We start from the raw sequence: 25,487 nt of genomic DNA, 5'->3' as shown, positions 1-25,487 counted from the left end.
TGAAAAATAATGCAATCGATTACACAAAAATATACTTTTTTGTAATGTAACGGTTATTAAAAACACATTTAACAGTAAATTATTTTCAAAACATTGAACTTGTTCAACTTTTTTCATCCTAATTATAAGCAGATTTGCACTATTAACTATTTAACCAAACTTAATTATTATGAAATTTAAATCAACAATCTCAGTGTTCCTGTTAACATTGATTTTCGGTTTTGCAGCCTGTAATACCGAAGAAATTGCTACACTGCAAAGTAGCGAAAATGCCACTATCGAGACCTCTCCAGCACCTTCCGGTAATCTAACAGCAAAAATTGGAAACTGCGCTCAGGTTCCAGGATGGGCTTCTCAAAACGGAGGAACAACCGGTGGAGGTTCATCAGCAGAACAAGTAGTAACCAATTATGAGCAACTCAAAACCGCAATTGAAAACAGTGCTGTAAAAGTGATTAAAGTTAGCGGTACAATTACGGTTACTACAAGATTATCACTGCAGGATCAAAGTGGCAAAACGATTTACGGTGCAAATGGTGCAAAACTGGTATCGACCAACCAAACAAAAGACGGTTCGGGAATCATCAACATTAAAAGATGTACCAATCTGATTATCAGAAATCTTATTTTTGAAGGTCCGGGTGCTTATGACACAGATGGGTGGGACAATGCTATTTTAGATGATTGTCAGAATGTATGGGTAGACCATTGTGAATTCAGAGATGGGGTTGACGGAAACTTCGACATCAAAAACAAATCAGATTTTGTTACGGTTTCGTATACAAAATTTGGTTATTTAAAAGCTCCTAAAGCCGGAGGTCCCGGAGGTTCTGACGATCACAGGTATTCTAATTTAATTGGTTCCAGTGATGGTGCAACTGCCGATCGTGGAAAATTAAGAATCACTTTCGCTCGCTGCTGGTGGGCTCCCGGCTGCAAAGAAAGAATGCCTAGAGTGCGTTTTGGAAAAGTACATCTGGTAAACAACTTCTTTAACAGTACGGTAAGTAATAAATGTATTGCGGCAGGTTTTGAAGCTAATCTTAATGTAGAAAGCAACGTTTTTGAAGGTGTAAAAACTCCTATCGATCTAATGAGCGGTTTTACGGCTGTTACAGCAACGGACAATGTTTTCACCAATACAACCGGAAATCAGGCCGGAAGCGGTACTGCGTTTACTCCACCCTATTCGATCGTAAAACTGAACAAAACTGCTGTTAAAGCTGATATCTCTGCCAATGCAGGAGCAACTTTAGGCGGCAATATCTGCGGATCGTTTTAATCCGTTACAGTTAAAAAATACAAGTTAGTTTTATTTTGAAACCACGGATTACAGTTTTGTAGTTCGTGGTTTTTTTCAAGTTTCTTCTGTTTCAGGTTTCAAGTTTCAAGTTTCAAGTTTCAGGTTTCTGGTTTCTGGTTTTGACGCAAAAACTACAATGATTTTAATCTGTTGAAAATTTTACGAAATATAAAAGTTCACAAAGCTTTGTATTAAATCTTTGTGAACTTTATGATTAAGCTAACTCTCGTCGCTTTAAACCTCTGAACCTTTGCATCTCTGCAACTTTGCGAGATTTTTTATTTGTATTCGAAGATTACTTTTTCATCTGTAAAATTGGTAGCCGTATTGAGTGGATTGCTGGTTACACAACTTCCGGATAATACAATTTCGCTAATTCTTCCGTATTTATCTACGTTTCTTCTGTAATTTACAGTTTTATAAGATTTTTGAAAAGGTGTTTCTTTAAATACATTTTCCATTGAAACAACATTATTTACATTTCTTTTTCCTAATTTATCATGTAATAAAATGTTATGCCCTCTAATTAAAGATAGTGGCGTTTCATATGCAATATCTCCCATTAAAATATTTGGTGTACTATCATAAGTATAATTACTAACGACTATTTCACCATATTCAGCAACTTTAACTTGTGTAATATTTCCTGCTGTAACCTGGAAATCCAATTGTCTTTGTAAACGATACTTTCCATCCCCATCAACAAATTTCTTATGATAGCTTAAAATCTTAGAGATGTATTCATTCGCATAGCTATAAACAGTTGAATCTCTTTCGATACTGTAAGTTTCTCCGGTAGTTCTTTTAAAAACTGTGTTAGAAATAATAGTGGCAACATTTTTATTCTTTAACACTATCGAGGTTTTGTTTTCAATGTCAGCATTAGAGACATTATCTCCTAATGTTTTGGTTTCAATCAAATCGTCACCAACATAAGAAACAGATAAATAGCTCCCAATGATATTAATACGTTTAGAATTATCATATTTAAACTCCTGTTTGTCCATCATATAAGCCAGATTACTACTTGAGGGATAAGCAATTGAAACTAATTTTTGTTCTGCCGGATTAATTACAACAGGATCTGTTATTTCACCTGATGTTGGGGAATCTTCTGATGTACAGGAGTAAAGAGAAAGCACTATTAAGGCCAATGGTAACAAAGGTAATTTTTGAAACTTCATACTTTTTGTAGGTTTACAAAGGGGATTTAAATTTAATTTGGACAATTTTTTTTGAAGCAAACTTAAAAAATTAAAAACAATCACAGGTATTTTCTTTTTAGCAATTCCCTACAAAAAACTGTCTGATGACAAGCATTGGAATTATAGAAATTTACAAAAGAAAGTTTTTCCACAAAATCAAGAGAATTCAACCTTTTTTTAGTCCCGTAAAAACGCTAATTCACAAAGCTTTATATTATTTACGGCTTAGCGTCTTTGCATTTTTTTTAAACATCTCAGACAGTAATACCCTTTGTTACTAAAAACCTCTGAACCTTTGCTTCTCTACAACTTTGAACCTCCTCTAAAGAACCAATTCTTCAAATAACCTCTGAATTGTTCTTTCTAAGTCCTGACATAAGCCCGGATGAGGTCTTGATGTTTGTATTGCAGAACTTCTAATGGCTGTGAGCCATCTAAAACGTTCCGGAATCTCAAATTCAGCGATCGGTCCGCCGTCTTTAGCTCCATTAACAATTTTCTCTAATGATGTTAAATTACATTCTAACTGTTCGATGTCAAAGTCAGCAGAAAGAGCTTGTATTCTTTCTTTATTCAGATGAAAGAGAACTTTTATGAATTTCTTTTTTTTGCAAAACAAAATGATTCCGATATTCAGAAACTCTTCGCGTTCTACCCTTGGTACCACGCGAATCACAGCATACTCATATAAGTGATTATCTTGCATTTTGCGCCTGGTTTACAAAGATTTCTGAATGATTTAATCGGGTCTGTAAAAATTGTAAATATACATTTCGCAGGGTTTCCGGCTTTTCGTCGGTATCTTCCCATTGCAGCCATTCCAGTGGAATTGTATTTACAATTTCTTCTAATATTTCGTGCGATAAAAGTGCTCTAAATTCAGCATCTACTTCCTTTAAAAGCGAAGCTTGCGGCAATAAAACATGATCTTTAATTAATGCAAACGGACTTTTGGCATGCTGTTCCCAATTGTTCCAGGAATGATGAAAATACAAACATGCTCCGTGATCAATCAGCCATAATTCTTTATGCCAGATCAGCATATTTGTATTTTTAAAAGTACGGTCGACATTGGTAATATAAGCATCCAGCCAAACAATTTGTGAAGCCAGCTTAGCATCAACGGTAGTTACAACAGGATCGAATGTGATGGCTCCCGATAAAAAATGGAGCGCCAGATTTAATCCCTGACTTCCTTGCAATAAATCCTGAATTTCTTCATCAGCTTCCGTTCTTCCAAAAGCCTCGTCAAGATTGGCGAAAACTAATTCCGGAAGCTGCAATTTTAAGGCTTTTGCAATTTGTCCACCCACCAATTCGGCAATCAAAGCTTTTATACCGTGACCGGCTCCTCTAAATTTTAAGACGTATTTAAAATCGTCATCGGCTTCTGCCAAAGCAGGTAAAGAACCTCCCTCGCGCAATGGCGTTATATAACGCATGACGTTTACTGTTCTGAGATCGAAATTATTTTTCATGAATACAAACTTAGTAATTTAGATTTTTAGATTCTTGGATTTTTAGAATATTAGACTTGCTTAGACTGCTTAGACTTTTTTCCGCAAAGTACGCAAGAGTTTTGTCTTTAAGATTCTTAACAAGCTTAAAGGTTCGTAAGGCTTTGTGTAAAATCTTTGCGGGTCTTTGCGTAAAACTTTGCGGTTAAATTAAACCAAGCTCAAAAAAGCTTTTCCCAAATACTTAATAATAGTAGAAGCTGTAAAAGATTCATACCCTGTTTTTGGTAACGCAATATCGGATGTAAGTCCGTGGAGGAAAACGCCTAGTTTTGCTGCGTATTTAGGTTCGTAGCCCTGAGCCAGTAAGCCCGTAATGATTCCTGTGAGGGTATCTCCGCTTCCTGCAGTGGCTAAAGCCGCATTTCCCGTGGTGTTTTCGTAAATCTCAGTCTTAATGATGATGTAGGTTGGTGCGCCTTTCATGACAATGATTACTTTGTACTTTTCTGAAAAAGCAATCGTTTTTTGGAATTTTTCTGATTCTGAAATCCACTTACCTATTAAACGCTCGAGTTCTTTTGGATGTGGTGTCAGAATAGTATTTTCAGGAACTAATTCCAGCCAGGTTAAATTTTCTGCCAAAATATTCAGAGCATCGGCATCCAAGACTAAAGGAGATTTGTTCACTCTTAAAAACTCAAAAAGTGCTTTTTGGGTACCCAGCTCCACTCCTATTCCGGGTCCGATTCCGATGGCCTGAGGTAATAATGGAAGATGAATACCGGTCAGGAAATTAGTGTTTTCATCGGTTATTACCATTACTTCCGGAATCGAGATTTGCAGAATTTGATAACCGCATTTTGGTACAAAAACGGTTACTAGTCCGCAACCCGATTTTAAACAGGATTTTGATGCTAAAACTGCCGCCCCTACTTTTCCGTAACTTCCTGCAACAATAACCGCATGTCCCTGAAGTCCCTTATGAGTTATAGGATTTACCGGTTTGAGAAATTTTAAAACTTCCTCTTTTGTAATTAGAAATGGATCTTTCATCGGACAGATTTAATGATTTAGAGCCTGTTTAATATTTATTTATTGGCTTTCTTATGATGATTTTTGGCTACAACTTCCTTAATTTTTTATACAATAGCGCTGCTATTCCATAAAAATTTGCCTTGTTTCACTCGAAAATCCTTTGATAATAAACCTCAAAAATAAATTTTAAAAAGACTCTTAAAGTTACATAAAAAATAAAGATACAGACACTTTGTAAGATCCTAAAATCAGATTCTGTTGTCGCTAGTATCTTTCTTTCATTCCTTAGAAAACCAAAACGCAAAAAACTATTGAAACTACGGGATATTGCTGCGTATGCATAAATCGGGCAAGAATATTGCGAATTTTAATAATTTAGTATATAAATCTTCGATATTTTTTAAATAAATTTGCGACACAATTTTATAAAACAACACAATGAAAAATACTGCGCTTACGCACATACATGAGAGTTTGGGAGCGAAAATGCTGCCTTTTGCCGGATACAATATGCCTATTACCTATGAGGGCGTAAATGCTGAACACGAAACGGTTCGAAACAGTGTGGGCGTTTTTGACGTTTCGCATATGGGAGAATTTTTGTTGACGGGTCCAAATGCTTTGGCTTTGATTCAAAAAGTAACTTCAAATGATGCTTCGACTTTAACGATCGGAAGAGCACAATATTCTTGTCTGCCAAACAACGAAGGTGGAATTGTAGATGATTTGATTGTATATAAAATGAAAGAAGAAGAATATTTACTGGTTGTAAATGCTTCAAATATCGAAAAAGACTGGAACTGGATTTCTTCGCACAATGATTTGGGTGTTGAAATGAAAAACATTTCTGATGATTATTCTTTATTGGCCATTCAGGGACCAAAAGCGGTTGAAGCTATGCAGTCTTTATCTTCTATCGACTTAGGAGCTATTACGTATTATCATTTTGAGGTGGCTGATTTTGCAGGATTCAACGATGTAATTATTTCTGCGACTGGTTATACCGGTTCTGGCGGATTTGAAATTTACTGTAAAAATGCCGATGCTGAAGCTATCTGGAATAAAGTTTTCGAAGCAGGTGCCGCTTTCGGAATTAAACCTATCGGATTAGCTGCTCGTGATACTTTACGTCTTGAAATGGGATTCTGTTTGTACGGAAATGATATTAACGATACTACTTCACCTTTAGAGGCCGGATTAGGCTGGATTACTAAGTTTACTAAAGATTTTACCAATTCTGAAAATCTGAAAAAACAAAAAGAAGAAGGTGTTACCAGAAAACTAATTGCTTTTGAAATGCAGGAACGTGCGGTACCAAGACATGACTACGAGATTGTAGATGCTTCAGGTGCTGTGATTGGTGTAGTTACGTCAGGAACTATGTCACCTTCTATGAACAAAGGTATTGGATTAGGATATGTTACGGTAAATAATAGTGCTGTTGACAGCGATATCTTTATCAGAATCAGAAAAAATGATGTAGCTGCTAAAGTGGTTAAATTGCCTTTTTATAAGAAATAATATTTAATCCTAAATATTCTAAAAATGCATTGCTTAACAAGTGGATGCATTTTTTTTATAGTTTTTTTTCTGCCACGAATTCACGAATGATTGTAAATAAAAAAGGCTGTCAAATTCGTGAATTCGTGACAAAAAACGCTGTAAAATAAAAATCAGCTAAATGTAAGAATTTTTAGAAAAGAATAAGATTTTATAAAAAAATAAGCGTAATTTTAGTCTGAACGAAGATTCCAATTTATGAAAAAAATAGCACTGGCATTGATTCTAACCACAAATATTCTATTTAGTCAAAGTGGCGATCCCACCTGCGAAATAGTCAATAAGATAAATGCCGTTATTCAGGAAGAGCACATCCGACCAAAACCCGTTGATGATAGCTTGTCGATTTTTGTTTTTGATAATCTGATCAACGAATTAGATCCTTCCCGAAATATTTTTTTTAAAACGGAGTACGATGAAATGGCAGAGAAATACCGCACAAACCTGGACGATTTTATTCTTAGTAATAATTGCAGTTTTTTGGCTGATATTACTTCCAAATACAAAGAAAGTCTTTTGAGAACCAAAAAGGTTCTTCAAAAAATTCAAAATGAACCTATTGATTACAGCAAAACAGATACGATCCGATTTTATAAAAAATCATTTCCTTTTTACCTTAAAAAAGAAAACCTTGAAAAAGTATGGCTTAAAAAAATTCGTTACCAGATTTTGGATGAGATAGCCGAACTAAGTGACAATTTAGATTCAATTAAAGTCAATTTTCCGTCGATAGAGCTCAAAACAAAGAAACTCATCTTATCCAATGAGATATGTAGAATCAATACGCTTTTAGAGACAAATGTTAAACAGGAAGAAAAGTTCTATAATTTCTTTTGTACCTACTTTGATCCGCATTCTGCCTATTTTAGTGACGATTCAAAAACGAGCTTTGTTGCTTCACTCTCTAAAGAACATTTATCTTTAGGAATGACTGTCAATTTGAATGAAAAGAATGAAATCATTGTAGCCGAAGTTGACCCTAATGGTCCTGCTTATCAAACAGGTCAGATCAAAAAAGGCGATCAGATCATTTCAATATCCAATCAAAAAGAAACTTTGCAGGTTTCCTGTGCTTCGCTGGAATCCATTTCGACTTTGATTTTATCGGAATCGAACAAAAGCATCACGTTAACTTTAAAACGAAACTCGGGTAAAAGCTTTGATGTTTATATCGAAAAAAAGGTGATGAAAGACGAAGAGAATTCTGTTTTTAGCTTTATTGTTGGAAAAGAAAGTAAAATTGGGTACATCAAAATTCCAAGTTTTTATGCCGACTTAGAAGGCAATAGTCGCAAAGGCTGTGCCGATGATGTAGCACGTGAAGTTATAAAACTGGAAAGAGACAATATAAAGGGACTAGTAATTGATTTGATTGACAATGGTGGCGGATCGATGGAAGAAGCGATAAAACTAGCCGGAATGTTTATTGACTACGGACCACTTTCTATAGTTGTAGATCGTAATCAGGGAAAATCGATTATCAATGATCCTTATAAAGGTTTGATTTATAAAGGTCCGATAGTCATTCTGGTCAATAGCAATACTGCCTCGGCAAGTGAATTCTTTTCTTCTATACTGCAGGATTATAACCGCGCTTTATTATTAGGAAGTACTACGCTTGGGAAAGCGACCATGCAGACGATTCTTTCGCTTGACGAAACTAAAAATACTGATTTTTTAAAGATTACCATTAACAAATTTTACAGGGTTACAGGTAAAAGCCATCAATATATCGGAGTAAAACCGGATGTAATCCTTCCTGAATTCTATGAAAATGTTTATCAACGAGAAAGCAATTTTCCCACCGCCATTAAAAATGATAGTATTACACCGTCTTTAAAATTTAAGCCTTACGTAAAAAGAGCCTTAATCGACAAACTGGCTCAAACTAGTACAACAAGATTGGCAGACAATTACTTTTTCAATAACATAAAAGAAATCAATCAAAAAATTGATAAACTTATCAATACTCCAAAAGCGGAAATTCCGATGACTTTAGATGCTGTCTTCAAACAGAAAAAAGTAGTGAACTCACTTTGGACCGAAATCAATACTTTTAACAATGAAAATAACCCTCTGGATGTGTATAATTCTACCGTAAATCAGTTTCTACTGGGCGTATACCCAAATGACAAAACGATCAACCAATACCAGATTGACAATTTAAAAACGAATCCTTATCTAAATGAAGCCGTAAATGTTATTAATGAATTTAATGCGTGGAAGTAGTTTTCGGTATTCAGTATTCCGTTTACAGCATTCACTTTTAACCTCTAACTCCTAACAATCACTAAAAAAAGAATACAATTGATTTTGGAAAAATAAGGAATAACCGTATTTTTGCCACACAAAACTAAAAATTAGAAATGGGAAGAGCGTTCGAATTTAGAAAAGGAAGAAAAATGAAACGTTGGTCAGCAATGGCTAAAACATTTACCCGAATTGGTAAAGATATTGTTATGGCTGTTAAAGAAGGTGGCCCTAACCCGGAGGCCAATTCTAGATTAAGAGCTGTAATACAAAATGCAAAAGCCGCTAACATGCCTAAGGACAATGTGGAGCGTGCGATAAAAAATGCAAGTAATAAAGATACTGCCAACTATAAAGAAATTCTGTTTGAAGGATATGCTCCTCACGGAATTGCAATTTTAATTGAAACAGCATCTGACAACAATAACAGAACGGTAGCGAACATCAGAAGCTATTTTAACAAATGTAACGGAACAATGGGAACTCAGGGTTCTGTTGAATTTATGTTTGATCATACTTGTAATTTCAGAATTGCAAAAGGTGAGATTGATGCCGAAGAATTAGAATTAGAACTAATTGATTTTGGTGCTGAAGAAGTTTTTGAAGACGAGGACGGAATCTTAATCTATGCTCCTTTTGGAAGCTTTGGTGCTTTACAAAAAGAACTGGAAAACAGAGGTCTGGAAATCTTATCTTCAGGTTTTGAACGTATTCCGCAAATCACAAAAGAACTTACCGAAGCTCAAATCGCAGATGTTGAAAAACTGATCGAAAAAATCGAAGAAGATGATGACGTGATGAACGTTTACCATACAATGAAAGAAGAGTAAAAACTTACATTTTTATTTTATAAATCAAACTCCTGAGCAATCCGGGGTTTTTTTTTGCCATAATGTGGAAAGCCGTAAAGAATAAATTCAGAGATTGTTTATGTTTGGCAAAAATTTAACAAAACCAACATTTGATACTTAATGAATACAAATAAAAAGAGCCTTTTTGTCCTCCGGCTCTGTACCTGAAATCGAATGTTATGAAAAGAAATTATAGTCTCAATAAACTATTTTTTTCTGTTAAAAAACGACCACTATTTGATACCCAAAAATAAGTTGTTTTAGATCCGTTAACACGCTACTATATTGCTTAATACCAACCAAACCTACTAAGACTTGAAAAAAACTACTCTTAAGTTATTTCCTTTTATCGTATGTATTATTTTATTTTTAGTTAGCATCAATTGCTTTTCTAATACTTACACCGATACCATTACCAATTCAAAGAAAGTTTTTATTTCTAAAAATCTTCCCAAAGACGAAATTGGTCTTCTTAACAATTCGCTTAGTTATTACCAGACTCCAAAAAGCGAATTCACCAATGAGTTTCTAAAAAAGAACTTTCCTGTTTCGCAGGAAACCAATAAAGATCGTGATCTGGCCATTTCTGTTTTTAAGGAGATTGCCAAAAACGATAACCTTACTGATTTATTAGAGCCCAAAAAATTATCGATGCTGCCTCTTGGTATAAAGAAAACCATTGGAGGAATTCAGTACATGTTAGGGATCAGCAGTGCCAAATTTACTCCGCAATATACGGAGCTTACTGCTTTTGTAAAAATCGTAATTCCACAGCATGATTCACTTGGGAAACCGAAAGAGTTGTTTTTTGGTGCCAACGGTATTAAACTTTCACACAAAGGCGGATTAGTTGGGGCAACGAACTTGGTTTTACTGGGCGATGTTCCAATTAACATTAATGGTCAGAATTCGTTACTTATTTTAAAAGGAGGCATGGAAATGTCTACCGGACTTGTTGAAAAAAAGACCTATGTAACAATCGACTGTAACGGTTTTAAGGAACTTGGAATTACTGCAGACGTTGAATTTTCAAGAGCCTATCTCGAACCCGTCGACGACGAATACAAACTTATTCCCGCTCCTAATCGTGTTAGAGGCTCATTCAAAACAATAGTATCCAATTGGAATGATATTTTGATTGAAATATCATTACCTAAATTCCAATTGACATCATATAAGGGCAAAGGCCCTGCTTTTGAGCTTAACAATGCTGTAATCGATTTAAGTGATATTAGAAACTCTGATAAAATCGAATGGCCGGATGCAGATTATGTTAAAGATTATCTGGTGCCCGGTAACGAAAAATTATGGAGAGGTTTTTATGTCAAATCCCTGAAAGTCGTATTACCGGAGCAGTTCAATAAGAGAGACGAGAACAAGAGAGTTAAATTTGAAGCCGCCAATCTCTTAATTGACAGAATGGGGGTTTCGGGTAAATTCTCCGGTGATAATGTTTTTAGTCTTAAAGAAGGAAGTGCTGCAGGCTGGCAGTTTTCATTAGACCATATCGAGATGGAGTTTAGAGCCAACTCATTGACAGCGGCCGCCTTTAATGGTGAAATTGTTCTGCCGGTTTCTTCGGAAGAAAATACGCAATGTGATCCAAAATCGAGAGGAAGATTAGCTTACAATGCTATCATAAATCCTGTAGACAACGAATATATCCTTAAGGCTGATGTAACAAACAACATCTGTTTTCAGGCTTTTAAGGCAACTGCATCTTTAGAAAAAAACTCCTATCTGGAACTAAAGGTAAAGGATGGAAAGTTTTTACCAAAAGCAGTTCTTTACGGAAGTTTAGCTTTAAAAGGAAGTAATAAAAATACCACCGCGGCCGAACTTGCGGCATCGCCAACTAAATCATCCGGATCAACTAATGCGGAAGGCGAGAAAAAAGAAGCCATAAATTTTAAGGGAATTATTTTCCAGAATTTAACCTTGCAAACTGTTGTTCCCTATTTGACGGCAGATTATTTCGGTTACAAACACATTCAGGAAAAAGATGCTGCAGTAAGTAATTTTCCTGTTACCATTAACGAAATTGCTTTGGTCGCTACAGATGTATCAGCAAGTCTGAAAGTTGATGTTGCCATTAATATTATGCAAAATCAATTTAACGGTCAAACCAAATTTTATGTGGTTGGAAAATTCGACAGGGAGAAAGGAATCCAAAAATGGAAATACGACCATCTTAAGTTCGAAGAAATAAAAGTTGCTGCAGACTTAGGAGGTGTAAAATTCAAAGGAAGCATCACCATAATGGACAATGATCCGGTTTATGGAAACGGCTTCAAAGGAAGTGTATCGGCCGATTTTACAGGTGGTATCAAGGTTGAGGCTAATGCTATTTTTGGATCTACTACTTTTAGATATTGGTATGTGGATGCCATGGTAGACAATTTGAATATTCCTGCCGGGGCTATTACTTTTAAAGGTTTTGGTGGTGGTGCCTATTATCAAATGAAGAAAGACGGCTTTAGTTCCTCTTTTGTGGCCTCTAAGTCGAATTATGTACCTGATGCAGATTCAGGATTAGGAGTTAAAGCGATGATTAAGTTTGCGGGTACAGCTACGGCAAATGCTTTTTGGGGAGGTGCCGGATTTGAAATTGCTTTTAATAAACATGGCGGTCTTAATAGAATTAGTATTTATGGTGAAGGTCACGTGATGCAGCCCTTTGAAATTCCGGGAGCAGAAGAAATAACAAAGGCACTAAAAACGGTTACTGAAAATGAATCGCTAATGGGTGCAGTTGCTTCAGAAGTACTTAAAACAAATAATTTATCGGCTGCTGCGGAACAGCTTTATCCAAACGATGTAAAAAACTCGATGGGTATCAATGCTTTTGCAGCAATAGAATACGATTTTAGAGCAAAAACATTACACGGTACATTCGATTTATACATTGATACTCCGGGAGGCTTCATAAAAGGCCGTGCTTCTGGCAACAGAGCGGGTTGGGCAGTTCTGCACTTTGGACCGGACAAATGGTACATCAGAGCAGGTACTCCTACGGATCGATTGGGTATAAAGCTGGCAATTGGATCTGTCGAAGTAGAAGCCGGCGGTTACTTTATGCTTGGAGATGATATCCCGGGCAGTCCCCCACCACCTGATATTGTTGCACAGCTTTTAAAGGTTGACGTTTCGAAACTGAATTATATGAGAGACGAAAACAGCATTGCTTCAGGAAAAGGATTTGCCTTTGGTTCTGATTTTAGTATCAAAACCGGAAATTTAAGTTTCTTAATGTTTTATGCGAATTTTCAGGCCGGATTTGGGTTTGACATCATGGTTAAAGATTATGGAGAAGCACAATGTAAAGGTTCCGGACAAATTGGTATAAACGGTTGGTATGCCAACGGTCAGTCGTATGCCTATATGCAGGGAGAACTTGGAATTAATATTAAATTATTTTTTATACGAAAGAAAATATCCATTATAAAAGGTGGAGGTGCCGTTTTATTGCAAGCCAAATTACCTAATCCGGCATGGATTCGAGGCTATATGGCGGGGGAATTCAGCCTTCTTGGTGGTGCCGTGAAAGGTAGTTTCCGCTTTAAACTTGAATTTGGAGAACAGTGCGAATTCATATCCGCGAACCCTTTAGAAGGTTTAAAATCTATTGCAGATATCACACCTGCTCAAGGAACAAAAGATGTTGATGTCTTTACCATTCCTCAGGTTGGATTTAATATGCCTGTCGATAAAAACTTTAATATTGAAGGTGACGACGGAGTTAAAACCTATCGTCTCAAACTAGAAGAATACACCATCAAAAAAGCTGGAGCTCCTGTAATTGGTACTTTAAGCTGGAACAAAACAAATGATTTAGTAAGTTTTAATTCATCTGAAATATTACCTGAAAAATCAGATTTAACCTTAACAGTAAAAGTAAGTTTTCAGGAATATAAAAACGGTTCATGGCAAACAATTTTAGACCAGGGACAGGTTGCAATGGAAACTGAAACGAGAACTTTTACTACGGGTGTGGCACCAAACAATATTCCGGTAAATAATATTGCGTATAGTTACCCTGTTTTTGATCAAAAATATGTTTATCAAAACGAGAGTAAAGATGCCTACATAGTATTAAAAACCGGACAAGCCTATTTGTTTGATCTGAAAGCGGGACAATCTCAAAAAGCATACTATAAAACCGGAAATAAAACCGCAAATGGCACTATAAGCTACAATGCCGATCTAAAAAAGGTAATTGTTAGTTTGCCCGTTTTAGAAAACGTAAAACCATATAGTTTATCCTTAATGACACTGGAAACTGTAAAAGATGCGAATACCAACCTGAATGAAAATTTTGACAAGCAAGATCTTGGCTCCAATGCCAATGTTGAAGTTAAAAGTAATAAACTGGGTGAAACTCTTACGGGTGGTCAGGGTGTTGAATTGTTGCAGTATAATTTCAATACCAGTCAATATAATACTTTTCAGGAAAAAATGGCCGCTAAGAAAGCTCGTAAGGTCTACACTGAAATTGTTGAACCTAATACTCATGCCCTGCATGCAGAAAACACTGAAAGTGAAGCTTTTGATGAGATTGAAATCGCTGGTACTCCTAAATCAATGAACATTCCATTGATAAGTGTTGAAGCTGTGTTAGACGACAGTTACTTTAAAAATGATATTTATCCATTGATCTATCAGGGATATCCTTTAGAAGCCGATTTAACGTTAAACAGAAATACAAATCTTTTAGGAAATCCTCCGGTTAAAGGTGTAGAAATTATCCCCACTTACCTTTTTGATTTAACAAATAATCCAAAAAGTTCTTATTTAAGAGAGAGGTTGCCGTATCGTTACAACCAGCCTTTTTACTATAATGATGATTTTATAAAAATTCAGTATAAAGTAGTTAATAAATATTTGAACAGTCAGAATCAGGCTATGATTAATAAATACAACTACATCATAACGGGAAGATTTCCAATGATCAAAAACGGTATTTACAATGTCAGACTAAATTATATTCTGCCTGGCGGACAAACTGGTACCAGTTCAATTTTTACATTCAATAAAACAAATTAGCATGAAGCTTAAATTTTTAATTCTCCTTACTTTTATTACAATTGGTACTAACTATGCACAAGAGAAAAATACCGCAGGAGAAGCGAATCCAAATGAAATAAAATCGGAAATACAAGTTATAGCCCGAGTGCAAAAAGACAGAATTTTGTTGCGATGGGCTGTCACGAATGCGATGGCCTGGAAGAAACTGAACACTTACGGATATACGGTAGAGCGTTACACTGTTACCCGAAACAACAAGACGCTATCAACTCCTGAAAAAGTGGTTCTGGCCAGTACATTAAAACCTGAACCCCTGGAAACATGGGAAAAACTAATTGAGAAAAATGACAATGCTGCTGTTGTAGCACAAGCCATTTATGGAGAAAATTTTTCGGTTACTGGAACTGATAAATTAGAAAACATCGTAAACCTTTCAGAAGAGAACGAACAAAGGTTTACGTTTGCTTTGCTTACTGCCGACAGAGACTATGAAATTGCCAAAAAAGCGGGCCTGGGACTTGAAGATAAAACAGTTAAGCCTAACGAAAAATATGCTTATCGCGTAATTTCAAATGTTCCTGAAAAAGAAGCTACTATTTCATATGGTGGAATATTCGTTGGATTAGAGGATTATCAGTCTCTTCCAAAACCAATGGATTTCACGGCTCATTTTACGGACAGCAGTGCGATGTTAAGTTGGAATTTTAAAATACTTTCGCATACCTACGCCAATTATTTTGTAGAACGTTCGACCGATAAAAAAACTTTCGAAAGAATTACTGATAAACCTTACACCAGTTTAAATCAGGAAAACACCAACAACAGTCAAATTTTCTATGTTGATTCTATTGCGAACAATAAACCGTACAGCTACCGAATTCAGGGGATTTCGCCTTTTGGTGAATTAGGTCCTTATTCACAGGTTATTACCGGAAAAGGTGCTGAAATATTAAAATATGTTCCTCATCTTACGGTGAAAGAATTTAAGGATGAAAATACAGTAACATTAACCTGGGAATTTCCGAAAGAAGGCGATGATGATATTACAGGATTTGAATTAAATCGTTCTGATACGGATGATAATGGCTATAAAACGGTGGTAAAAAACATCCCTGCCAAGAACCGTACGGTGACGTACAACAAACTCTTATCTACCAACTATTTTACAATTACCGCCCTTGGAAAACAAGGCAGCAACAGAACTTCATTTCCTATGCTTGTGCAACCGGTAGATTCTATACCGCCTTCTAAGCCAATTGGATTAAAAGGGGTTATAGATAGTCTAGGTGTTGTAAAACTGACATGGGACCCTAATAAAGAAAAAGATTTATTAGGATATCGTATCTATAGAGGAAACACCGCCGAAGAAGAACTTACGCAGTTGACTGTAAGCCCCAGCGAACCTAACTCTTACCAGGACAAAGTACTTATTAAAAGTTTGAATCCTAAGGTATATTATAAAGTTATTGCGGTAGATTATCATTACAATATGTCTGATATGTCAGATGTTTTAATTATTAAAAAACCGGATGTAATCCCCCCTACTTCACCTGTTTTTACCAGTTTTAAGATTAAAGAAGGATCGATTTTTCTCGAATGGGTAAACAGTCAGAGTGAAGATGTGGCTGTACACCAATTGTACAGAAAAGAAAATGATCAAAAGGACTGGACATTGATTTTGGAAACCAAAAATAAGGAAGAGAAATTTCAGGATAAAACTGCCGTTGAAGGAAGTACTTACCGATATGCTGTTTTTGCGAAAGATGAGAGCAATTTAGTTTCTAATCCTTCACCGGAATTAACCTTATTTGTACCTAAATATTCTGTTATGCCGGCTGTGAAAGGTTTTTTCGCTCAGCCAAATAAAACAACAAATACTATCGATTTGTCATGGGATTACGCGAACAATGAAGTAGATGGTTTTGAAATTTACAAAGCTTCAGATAAAGATCCGTTGCAACTGATCCAGATTGTGACCGGAAACACCCGATTTTTACCTGACCCGACTATCACCATTAATACCACTTATCAATACGGCATCAGAGCGACCTTTAAAGATGGAAGAACCTCAAAAATGGATTTTTTCACTGTAAAGTTCTAAGCACGCAAAACCGATAGTCCCTGACCGTTTTAACTAAATGCAAAAATAATTTAAAAAACAAAGTACCTATTTTAAACTAAACATTTAAAAAATGAATATTTTACCAAAGACCATTTACCTTCTGATTCTAGTCGCTTTTTTTTCGGCTCCTGTGATTTTTGGTCAAACGGGTAAAATATTAATTGAAACTCAGTTAACAAGATATGGTCCTGACCTGAAATCAAATACTTATAGCGTAAACATTACTGCTACCGGAGCTCCCTCTTTTGGTAAAGCTTATAACCTAAATAATAATGACGATGATGTAAAGGTTTCCTATAGTTTAGTACAGTATGATAAATCAAATTATCCTCTTAAAGTTGTCATTAACGGTTCTTATGTTGTTAAGCCAACCCAAATGGGCGGACCGGAATGTAATCAAAAAGATCAGGCTACTTTAGTTTCTCCAAAAAGTGTATCTATGGGAGCTTGTCATGGCCGAACTAACTTATTGCTTTTAGATCTGCCGGAGCCAAGTGGTATAATTGGCAACTGTGATAATTTTACCATACAAAAACAGGTACAACTGTCAGGTGCAGATTATTCATGGCAGTACAAAAAAAATAACGACACCCAATGGAAGTATTTTACCTATGGTACACAATATACCGAAAAAGGGCTAAACTTTAACTTCAAGGATATTCCTGATTTGAAAGATTATACGGGGAACCTGTTTATTAAATTTGTTGTTGAATATGAAAATCTAAATACCTCTAAAATTGAAATCTATGAGTCGGATATTGTGACATATGCAATTATACCCTGCTCTCCAAGATTAGATGCTACCTCAGATCCAAACATTACTGACTGCAATTATAGCAATGGCAGTGTGATATTTACTTTTAGCAGACCATTGGAAACAGGAGAAAAATATCTTTTCAATCGCAAGCCTGCAGGTACTGGTTATGTTTTTGATGCAACTTCAAATGATCCTGAAGTAGAAAAAATATCTGCACTTAGTTACAAATGGAAAAATATACCTGCCGGCGTACATGAATTTAAGTATCAGACACAGTTTGGAAACAATACGCCTTCTACTCCGTCGACTGCTACTACGTTTACAATCACTCCCAGAACGCCTCCATTGACTTTTAAAGCAAAAGAAATACAGCCCCAATGCAGTACTGATAAAGGCGGCATTGAGATTTCAGTAAGTGGAGGAACACCTCCTTACTACTACATTCTCGATAATGGGACAAAAAAAGAACTTATTAAAAACCCGGACATCATAGATATTACAACAGATGGAGAACATAAAGTAATAGTCTTAGACCGTTTTGATTGCATTGAAAAATAACATTATGACAAAAAAATTACTCTTACTTATATTCTTTTTAAGTAATCTCCTTGTACAAGGACAAAATGACTATGCAATATTAATAAAATCTAAGATCACTTCACTTTCTGTCTGGCCTGATAATGATTATAGTGGACTCCATCAAATTACTGCGGGGATGAATTCATGTTCGATTATTTTTCAGACTGATAACTACAAAGATGATCTATACTGTTTTTTTTATGTGACGGGGAATCCAACTCAATTCGAGTTTATGGAAACTCTGGGAGGATCTCCAATATGCGGGCAAATAACACGAACTATACCCTATAATAAAGAGACTTTTTCTTATTCGTCTTTTGCCGGATGTTTAGCGAACGCTGAGATAATGTCATTGCATATCACCCGACCAGACTCAAGTCCAAAATGCAAGGAAGATCCCATAACTTTAAATAATGGATGGAACTGGCAGTATAAATTTGATAATGGAGCTTGGGACAATCTTCCTCCGGAATTTCAGGAACAACCATCAATTACATTTAAAATAAAGGACTTACCTGGCTACAACAGCCAATCAAACGTTCATTTTAAAGCGGGTTATGAAAAGTATAAACAATATACGAATATAGTCAGTTATACTATTATTGGCTGTTCACCTGAGCTGGCAGAAAAAAAACCAACTACAACTGCTGTCGAATGTAGTAATACAGCCACTGGCAGTGTTACTTTAAAATTTATGTCGCCGCTAAAAACAGATAATAAATTTCTTTTTAATCTATTTCGTGCCAATCCGGTGGCACCGGGTACAGGCTTTATCAAAAGTATTGATGCATCAGAAGAGGAAACTAAAAATAAAACCTATACATGGAATGGAATAGCGGCAGGAACATACACTATAAAATACCAGGCACAGAGTACTTCTGATACTGGGGACAAGGTGGGGTTAAGTGCTATTGTTACTGATGTTTTTACAATAGAAGAGAAAACACCTTTAACTTTTACAGCAACAGCGGTAATGCCAAACTGCAGTACAGATCCCAAAGGAATACTAATAACGGCCTCTGGCGGAACACCTCCGTACTATTATCTTTTAAATGGAGAACCTTTAGCACAAAAACACGCATTTACTAATCCCTACACCATCCCCATAACAACAGATGGCGATCACAAAGTAATCGTTCTGGATAGTTTTGGCTGTACAGAAAACTAATATTATGAAGAAAAAATTACTCTTGTTTATATTCTTTTTAGGAAGCCTGTTTGTTCATGCGCAGACCGAGTATGGAATATTGATAAAATCAACCATGAAACCCAAAAATCCAAACGCATCAAGCACAAGACATACCATTTGTGGAGTTACTGATTATGCCTTAACAGGTCCTACAGGATCTATAGATCAGTACATTAAACGATTTTGCACAGATAATATAATTAATTTGAGTGGGTCCGAAAAGATTCAATACAATTTTTTTTATGTCAGAGATATTGATGGACTATTTATTTTAGATCTTGAACTAAACAGTCGTGGTGAATCAATATGTGCAAAAGAATATGCCATTCCTTATAACAAAAACACATTTAGCGACGCGGTTTTAGGTGGATGTGTCGGTAGATCAAATGTATGGCCAATACATCTTACACAACCTGCCGCCAATAATGTTTGCAGTGACGATGTTATTAATTTAAACAATGGGTGGAATTGGCAATATCAATACGATGCGACGGGATGGAAACCAATGCCCGCTCAATTTCAGGGGAAAAGATCCATTACTTTTAACCTCAAAGATATTGGTGATTACGATGGTAAATCTCAAATTTTCTTTCAGGCAGGCTATGATAAACAATTTACAAATACAGTTATTTATAGTATTATTGGCTGTTCACCCGAACTGAGCGAAAAAAAACCAGAAGCAACCCCTGTTAAATGCAGTAATACAGCAACAGGAAGTGCTACTTTAAAATTTAAATCGGGACTAAAAACAGGTAACAAACTTCTTCTTAATCTATTTCGTGCCAATCCGATTGCTCCCGATACAGGCTTTATCAGGAGTATAGATGCATTCGAAAATGAAGTTTCCGCTAATACCTATACCTGGAATGGCATAGAAGCGGGTACGTATAAAATAAAATACCAGGCACAGAGTACTTCTGATACTGGGGACAAAGTGGGCTCAAGTGCTATTGTTACGGATACATTTACAATTGAAAACAAGGATCCTTTAACTTTTTGGGCAACGGCAATACAACCCGCCTGCAGTACGAACCAAGGCGCCATCGAAATAAGGGCTACCGGCGGAACAATTCCGTACTACTACATTTTAGACAATCAGACCGAGATCATAAACGGCCAGACGGTCCCTAAAAAAATAGAGTTTTCCGGTACCCATCAGATTCCCATAACAACTGATGGAGCTCATACCGTAAAAATCGTTGATAAATTCAATTGCGCAGAACAATAAATTCCCGAACAACCCTATAATTATGAAAAAAATCTACTTACTACTGCTTCTTCTTATGAGTTTGTTGGGCTATTCTCAAACAACTGCGGATCCTCAAAAGGCAGTTAACGGAGCCAGAACCATTACTATTACAACACCTAAACCAATTACAATTTTAGGTACCCCTAGTTATACAAATGCAACTGAAAATGGCAAAGCCGATGGCTCACTCTCTATTAAATTTGAGGGAGGTACAGGCGACTACGAATATATTTGGTTTAAAAATGGACAAAAAATTACATCTCTTGATTGGAATTCAATTCCAGCTGGAAAATATACTATCTATGCAAAGGACAAAAACAGAACATGCCAAAGTAATGGTCATGATTTTACAATATATGAACCTGAAGAAGTAAAAGTCAGTGCCCCAAAACCAACTAATATAAAATGTCCCGGAGAAAAGGGCAGTGTAACAGCTATTGGCGAAGGAGGATTTCCTTACAGCCCAACGCCGATAACCAGAGCTTACACTTACACCTGGTACAACTGCGACGAATTTGGGACTATTATTGGTTCAAATCCAATTTCGGGCCCAAATACCACCCCTACAATTACAGGGCAAAATGCAGGCTATTATAAAGTTTTTGCTACGGATAGCAAAGGAGCCACTTCGGTTGGATTTGTAGTTAAACTAGAAGCGAATCCTCAAATAGAATCAACAATACTATCTAAAAAAGATGTTAGTTGTTTTGGAATAGATGATGGTGAAATTCAAATAAGCTTAAAGGGTGGAATTGCTCCACTATCCGTGTTATGGAATGACGGCAGCACTAGTACAAACAGAACCGGTTTAAAAGCAGGCAGCTATTGGTATACTGTAACAGATGCTAACTCTTGTAAATTTAATAATAATGTAGTAACAGAGATTAAACCATCACCTCCTTTATTGCAAGTCAAACTTGATACAAAAATACAGCCCTCCTCTCCCTCTGTTAATGACGGAACAATAGCAATCTCTGTAATTGGTGGCGCTGGTAACTATACGTATTCATGGACTAAAAATGGTCAGCCTTTTGCTGCCAACACCAATGCCCGTACCGATTTAGGAAATGGCAGCTACCAGATTAAAGTAACAGATAAAAATGGTTGTGATGCCACTACCAATATAATCGAACTAAAAGCTCTGACTATAACCCCACTTACTCAAATACACATTAAATGTAAAAATGAATCAACCGGTAGTATCACTATAGAGGCAAGCGGAGGTACAGGCACTTATTTTTATCGTTGGTTTAAAATAGAAAATGGCATTGAAACCGAAATTTCCGGACAAACTACTGCTGCTATAGCAAATCTTGTTACAGGTACCTACAGAGTTGGGCTTAAAGACGATAAAATGGAAATTTATAAAGACTTTAATCTTTCGGAGCCACAAGATGTTCTTACAGCAACCCATACTTCTACCAATGTAATTTGTAATGGTGGCAATGACGGGACAATTACGTTAGATATAAAAGGAGGAACAGCCCCTTACACAACTATTTTTAAAGATGTTAATAATTCTGCCAAAATAATAGATCCCGTAAAATTAACAGCAGGAATCTACTCTTATATCGTTACGGACCGCAATAACTGTACTTATAATAGTCCCATTAATATTGAAATCACCCAAAATGCAGCTGTTACTATAACAAATACCACTAAAACACAACCTACCATAAATACTGCAAATGATGGCGAAATAATTGTGAATGCAGATGGAGGAACAAAAACGTATACTTATTCCTTAAAGAAAAATGGTATTAGTACGGGTATTATCTATACAACAAATACAATCAAAGGCCTGGGAGATGGAATTTACGAAATAATCGCAAAAGACAGTAACAACTGTACTTCTGGCCCCGAAACTGTTACGCTTAAAGCATTGGCTGTAGCCTTCGTAAATAAAATCGACGTAACTTGTAATGGAGCAAACACTGGTAGTATACAAGTCATTGCAAGTGGTGGAACTCCAGACAACTTAAACCAATACAATTACAAATGGTATTACAAACGAAAAGCAGCAGATCAATATACTTTGCTAACTGAAACAACAACGAACAAAATCGAGAACTTATACGCCGGTTTTTACAAAGTAATAGTAACTGATAATGTAAATATTTCAAGAGAGCTTATTATTGCAGAATTAACGGAAAGACCTGCTATAACCTGCACTTTTACTCAAACAAACGTAAATTGCTTTAGCGGCAGCGATGCAACCATTACCTTAAATATTCAGGGAGGAACCGGAGATTATCATGTTTTATGGAATGATGGTGTTACTACAAAAGACCGTGCAGGGATTCCTGTCGGAGACTATTCTTTCACAATTATAGACGATAATGGTTGTTCTTATTCAACAGCGCCTGTAATTGTTACAATCACCGAGCCTCTAAAGCCATTAACCATAGCTTCTTTTGAAAAAGCTGATGCAAGCGGCTATCTGTTAAAAAATGGCCATATCGATGTTTCGGCAGCAGACGGAACATTTCCATATACTTACCAATGGTATCAAGGAACCGGAACTGCTAAAATAATAATGACAGGTAAAACAAACCGTCTATTAGATGGCATTGGTTTAGGTACGTATAGCATTATAGTTACAGATAAAAATAAATGTACAACAGAGGCATCTTACATCATTAATCAACCGGATGAACTTTTAATCACTTCCATTACAGAAACCCAGTCTATAAAGTGTTTTACTAATAAACAAGCCATACTAAAAGCTACCATCTCGGGAGGAGCTCCTATTGGTGTTCCTGACGCAGATAAAAGATATCTTTATAAATGGTACAATAAATTAACTCCAAATATAGTAGCTTCTACAACAAATCCTTCCGAGACATTACGTGCCGGAGATTATATTTTAGAAGTTTCAGACGGATTTGGTAACAGCTACACTTCAAATCCTGTAGCTGTGATCGAGCCAAAACTTTTAAAAATTAATTATACTCAAAAAAATGTTTCTTGTAATGGTGGTAACGATGCCGAAATTACAATCAATGTTACCGGAGGTACTGCCCCATATAAAATTGTTTGGAGTACTGGAAAAAATGCAGACCAAAATACAATTAAGGATCTTTTCGCATCAACCTACAATGTTACTGTAACAGATGCTAATCTATGTACAGATTATCAGGAAATAACAATTACAGAACCTCAGGCAATGGGAATACAAGTGTTAAAAACACCCCCATCTGCTTTAGGGCAAGATGATGCAAGTATTAAAGTTACTGTTGTTGGAGGTACTCCAAATTACAATTTTGAATGGTTCGATAAAGATGGTAACTCCATTTTTATTGATAACGACAAAGAATCCAATAGTATTAATAATATCTATGTAGGACAATATTTTATTACGATTATTGATGCAAATGGTTGTAAAATTGATAAAAGAGACTTAGATAAAGTAGATCCTCTCTTTATTAAATTAACTCAGATTAACATTGTAAAATGTTACGGAGATGCAACAGCCAGTGTGAAAGCAATTACTTCAGGAGGACTTCCGGGTTATTATTACAAATGGTATGATGTAACTAATCCTGCCCTGATCATTAGCGAAAATGAGACTTTAATGAATGCTAAAGCCGGAACTTATTATGTTATTGCAACAGATTCTTTTGGAAAATCGATAAAAAGCGAAACGATTACAATCACGGAGCCTACCCCGCTTGACAATTCCCTTTCCTCTGAATATACCCGTTGTGGTGATGGAAACGATTGGACAATTACCTCCGCCGCATTGCAAGGTACTGCTCCCTACTCTTACTTGTGGAATACAGGTGCCAGAACTGCTAATCTGGTAGATGTTCCTCCAGGAAATTATTCTTTATTGGTAACGGATACTAATGGCTGTACCATCACGAAAACAATTACACTCGTTGCTCCACCACATCTGGAAGCATCCGAAATAATTAAAATACCAACTTGTTACGCCGGTTCTGATGCTACAATTACTGTAACTCCTATAAACGGTATTGCCCCTTACACCTATTTTTGGAATACGGGAGAAACATCAAATATACTAAGCAATGCCTCGGCAGGAGAATATACCGTTGCAGTTACCGACAGTAAAGGCTGTATCATCAATCATACCTATACCATTATTAATCCACCGAAAGATGTTATTAATATCGGAGAAGATGTGACTTTATGTTTTGATCAGACTTTAACCATTAATGCCACAATTAATGACGATAAAGCAACGTATTCCTGGACCTCTGATAAAGGTTTCAAGAGCAATAAAGCAATGGTTACCGTTTCTGAACCTGCAAATTATACCGTTGTTGTCACTAACAAATTGGGTTGTGAGGCTACTGATACCATCAAAATTTCAAGTCAGAACACCGCGATTAGTGCCGAATTTGCCGTTTCGAGTCAGGTATTCAAAAACGAGAAGTTCATCATCGTTGACATCAGTAATCCGGATGCCGATGAAATCGAATGGATAATTCCTGCCGGTGCAACTGTAATATCGAAAAACAAAGATTTTGCCGAAATCAGTTTTAGTCAGGCTGGTGAATATGACATCACACTAAACACCAAAAAAGGAAACTGTACTGCTTTTCAAACCAAGCAAATCTTAGTGACTGAAGGTGAATATGAAGAAAATAATCCGGACGATCAGAATTTCAAAAAATTTGATCTGAAAATCTACCCAAATCCGTCAAAAGGAGCTTTTACTGTAGATGTACTACTGGATAAAGTGATGCCTGCACATGTTAAGGTTTATAATTTGAACAACAACTTACTGATAGATTCAAAAACACAGGAGGGCAAAGACAACTATCTGTTCAACTTTAGTTTAACAGGTCTTCCTTCCGGAATATATTTCGTGTTATTCGAATCGCAGCAAGGAAGTAAATTGAGAAAAATCATTATTCAGTAAACTTTAGTTTATCC

The 25,487-nt window shown here is 36.1% G+C and carries 14 protein-coding genes; 10 read left to right on the top strand and 4 right to left on the bottom strand.

Going from position 1 to position 25,487, the window contains the following annotated elements; genetic code table 11:
- The first annotated feature begins 169 nt into the window (after positions 1 to 169).
- The gene (locus OLM58_RS15590) at positions 170 to 1,282 is read left to right on the top strand and encodes a polysaccharide lyase family 1 protein (protein WP_264529661.1); all 1,113 of its coding nucleotides are present in this window, start codon (positions 170 to 172) and stop codon (positions 1,280 to 1,282) included.
- 299 nt (positions 1,283 to 1,581) lie between these two features.
- Here the strand turns inward: OLM58_RS15590 and OLM58_RS15585 are convergent, their stop codons facing one another.
- The 4 genes from OLM58_RS15585 to OLM58_RS15570 all read right to left on the bottom strand — a co-directional run bounded on the left by OLM58_RS15585 (position 1,582) and on the right by OLM58_RS15570 (position 5,021).
- Positions 1,582 to 2,487, bottom strand: a complete 906-nt coding sequence (locus tag OLM58_RS15585; protein WP_264529660.1) for a hypothetical protein — start codon at positions 2,485 to 2,487, stop codon at positions 1,582 to 1,584.
- Positions 2,488 to 2,830: 343 nt separating this feature from the next.
- On the bottom strand, positions 2,831 to 3,214 hold the full coding sequence (locus tag OLM58_RS15580) for a DUF3037 domain-containing protein (RefSeq protein ID WP_264529659.1): 384 nt from the start codon (positions 3,212 to 3,214) through the stop codon (positions 2,831 to 2,833).
- Positions 3,204 to 3,986 carry a HipA family kinase gene (locus OLM58_RS15575; protein WP_264529658.1) on the bottom strand — a complete coding sequence of 261 codons (783 nt, stop codon included), beginning with the start codon at positions 3,984 to 3,986 and terminating at the stop codon, positions 3,204 to 3,206. Before OLM58_RS15575 ends, OLM58_RS15580 begins: the two co-directional genes overlap by 11 nt.
- A gap of 189 nt (positions 3,987 to 4,175) precedes the next feature.
- A complete protein-coding gene (locus tag OLM58_RS15570) occupies positions 4,176 to 5,021 on the bottom strand; it encodes an NAD(P)H-hydrate dehydratase (protein WP_264529657.1) in 846 nt (281 codons plus the stop codon).
- A 420-nt stretch (positions 5,022 to 5,441) separates the two neighbouring features.
- Here OLM58_RS15570 and gcvT point away from each other — a divergent pair, with 420 nt between their 5' ends.
- The 9 genes from gcvT (at position 5,442) to OLM58_RS15525 (ending at position 25,473) form a co-directional block, all read left to right on the top strand.
- The gene (gene gcvT / locus OLM58_RS15565; RefSeq protein ID WP_249964950.1) at positions 5,442 to 6,524 is read left to right on the top strand and encodes a glycine cleavage system aminomethyltransferase GcvT; all 1,083 of its coding nucleotides are present in this window, start codon (positions 5,442 to 5,444) and stop codon (positions 6,522 to 6,524) included.
- A gap of 237 nt (positions 6,525 to 6,761) precedes the next feature.
- Entirely contained in the window at positions 6,762 to 8,792 is a 2,031-nt protein-coding gene (locus OLM58_RS15560; protein WP_264529656.1) for a S41 family peptidase, read from the top strand.
- A 137-nt stretch (positions 8,793 to 8,929) separates the two neighbouring features.
- Complete coding sequence (locus OLM58_RS15555) at positions 8,930 to 9,643, top strand: YebC/PmpR family DNA-binding transcriptional regulator (protein WP_173967295.1); 714 nt, start codon at positions 8,930 to 8,932, stop codon at positions 9,641 to 9,643.
- 336 nt (positions 9,644 to 9,979) lie between these two features.
- Complete coding sequence (locus OLM58_RS15550) at positions 9,980 to 14,707, top strand: hypothetical protein (protein ID WP_264529655.1); 4,728 nt, start codon at positions 9,980 to 9,982, stop codon at positions 14,705 to 14,707.
- A gap of 1 nt (position 14,708) precedes the next feature.
- A complete protein-coding gene (locus tag OLM58_RS15545; protein ID WP_264529654.1) occupies positions 14,709 to 16,790 on the top strand; it encodes a hypothetical protein in 2,082 nt (693 codons plus the stop codon).
- Between the two features lie 91 nt (positions 16,791 to 16,881).
- Entirely contained in the window at positions 16,882 to 18,126 is a 1,245-nt protein-coding gene (locus tag OLM58_RS15540) for a hypothetical protein (protein WP_264529653.1), read from the top strand.
- Positions 18,127 to 18,130: 4 nt separating this feature from the next.
- Entirely contained in the window at positions 18,131 to 19,315 is a 1,185-nt protein-coding gene (locus OLM58_RS15535; protein ID WP_264529652.1) for a hypothetical protein, read from the top strand.
- A 4-nt stretch (positions 19,316 to 19,319) separates the two neighbouring features.
- On the top strand, positions 19,320 to 20,564 hold the full coding sequence (locus OLM58_RS15530) for a hypothetical protein (RefSeq protein ID WP_264529651.1): 1,245 nt from the start codon (positions 19,320 to 19,322) through the stop codon (positions 20,562 to 20,564).
- A 22-nt stretch (positions 20,565 to 20,586) separates the two neighbouring features.
- Positions 20,587 to 25,473: a T9SS type A sorting domain-containing protein gene (locus OLM58_RS15525; protein ID WP_264529650.1), complete on the top strand. Its 4,887-nt coding sequence runs from the start codon at positions 20,587 to 20,589 to the stop codon at positions 25,471 to 25,473.
- The last annotated feature ends 14 nt before the right edge of the window (positions 25,474 to 25,487 follow it).

Source organism: Flavobacterium sp. N502540, assembly GCF_025947365.1.
GTDB lineage: Bacteria > Bacteroidota > Bacteroidia > Flavobacteriales > Flavobacteriaceae > Flavobacterium.
Note: the sequence above shows the minus strand (reverse complement) of the source record. Positions and strands in the feature narration are given on the sequence as shown.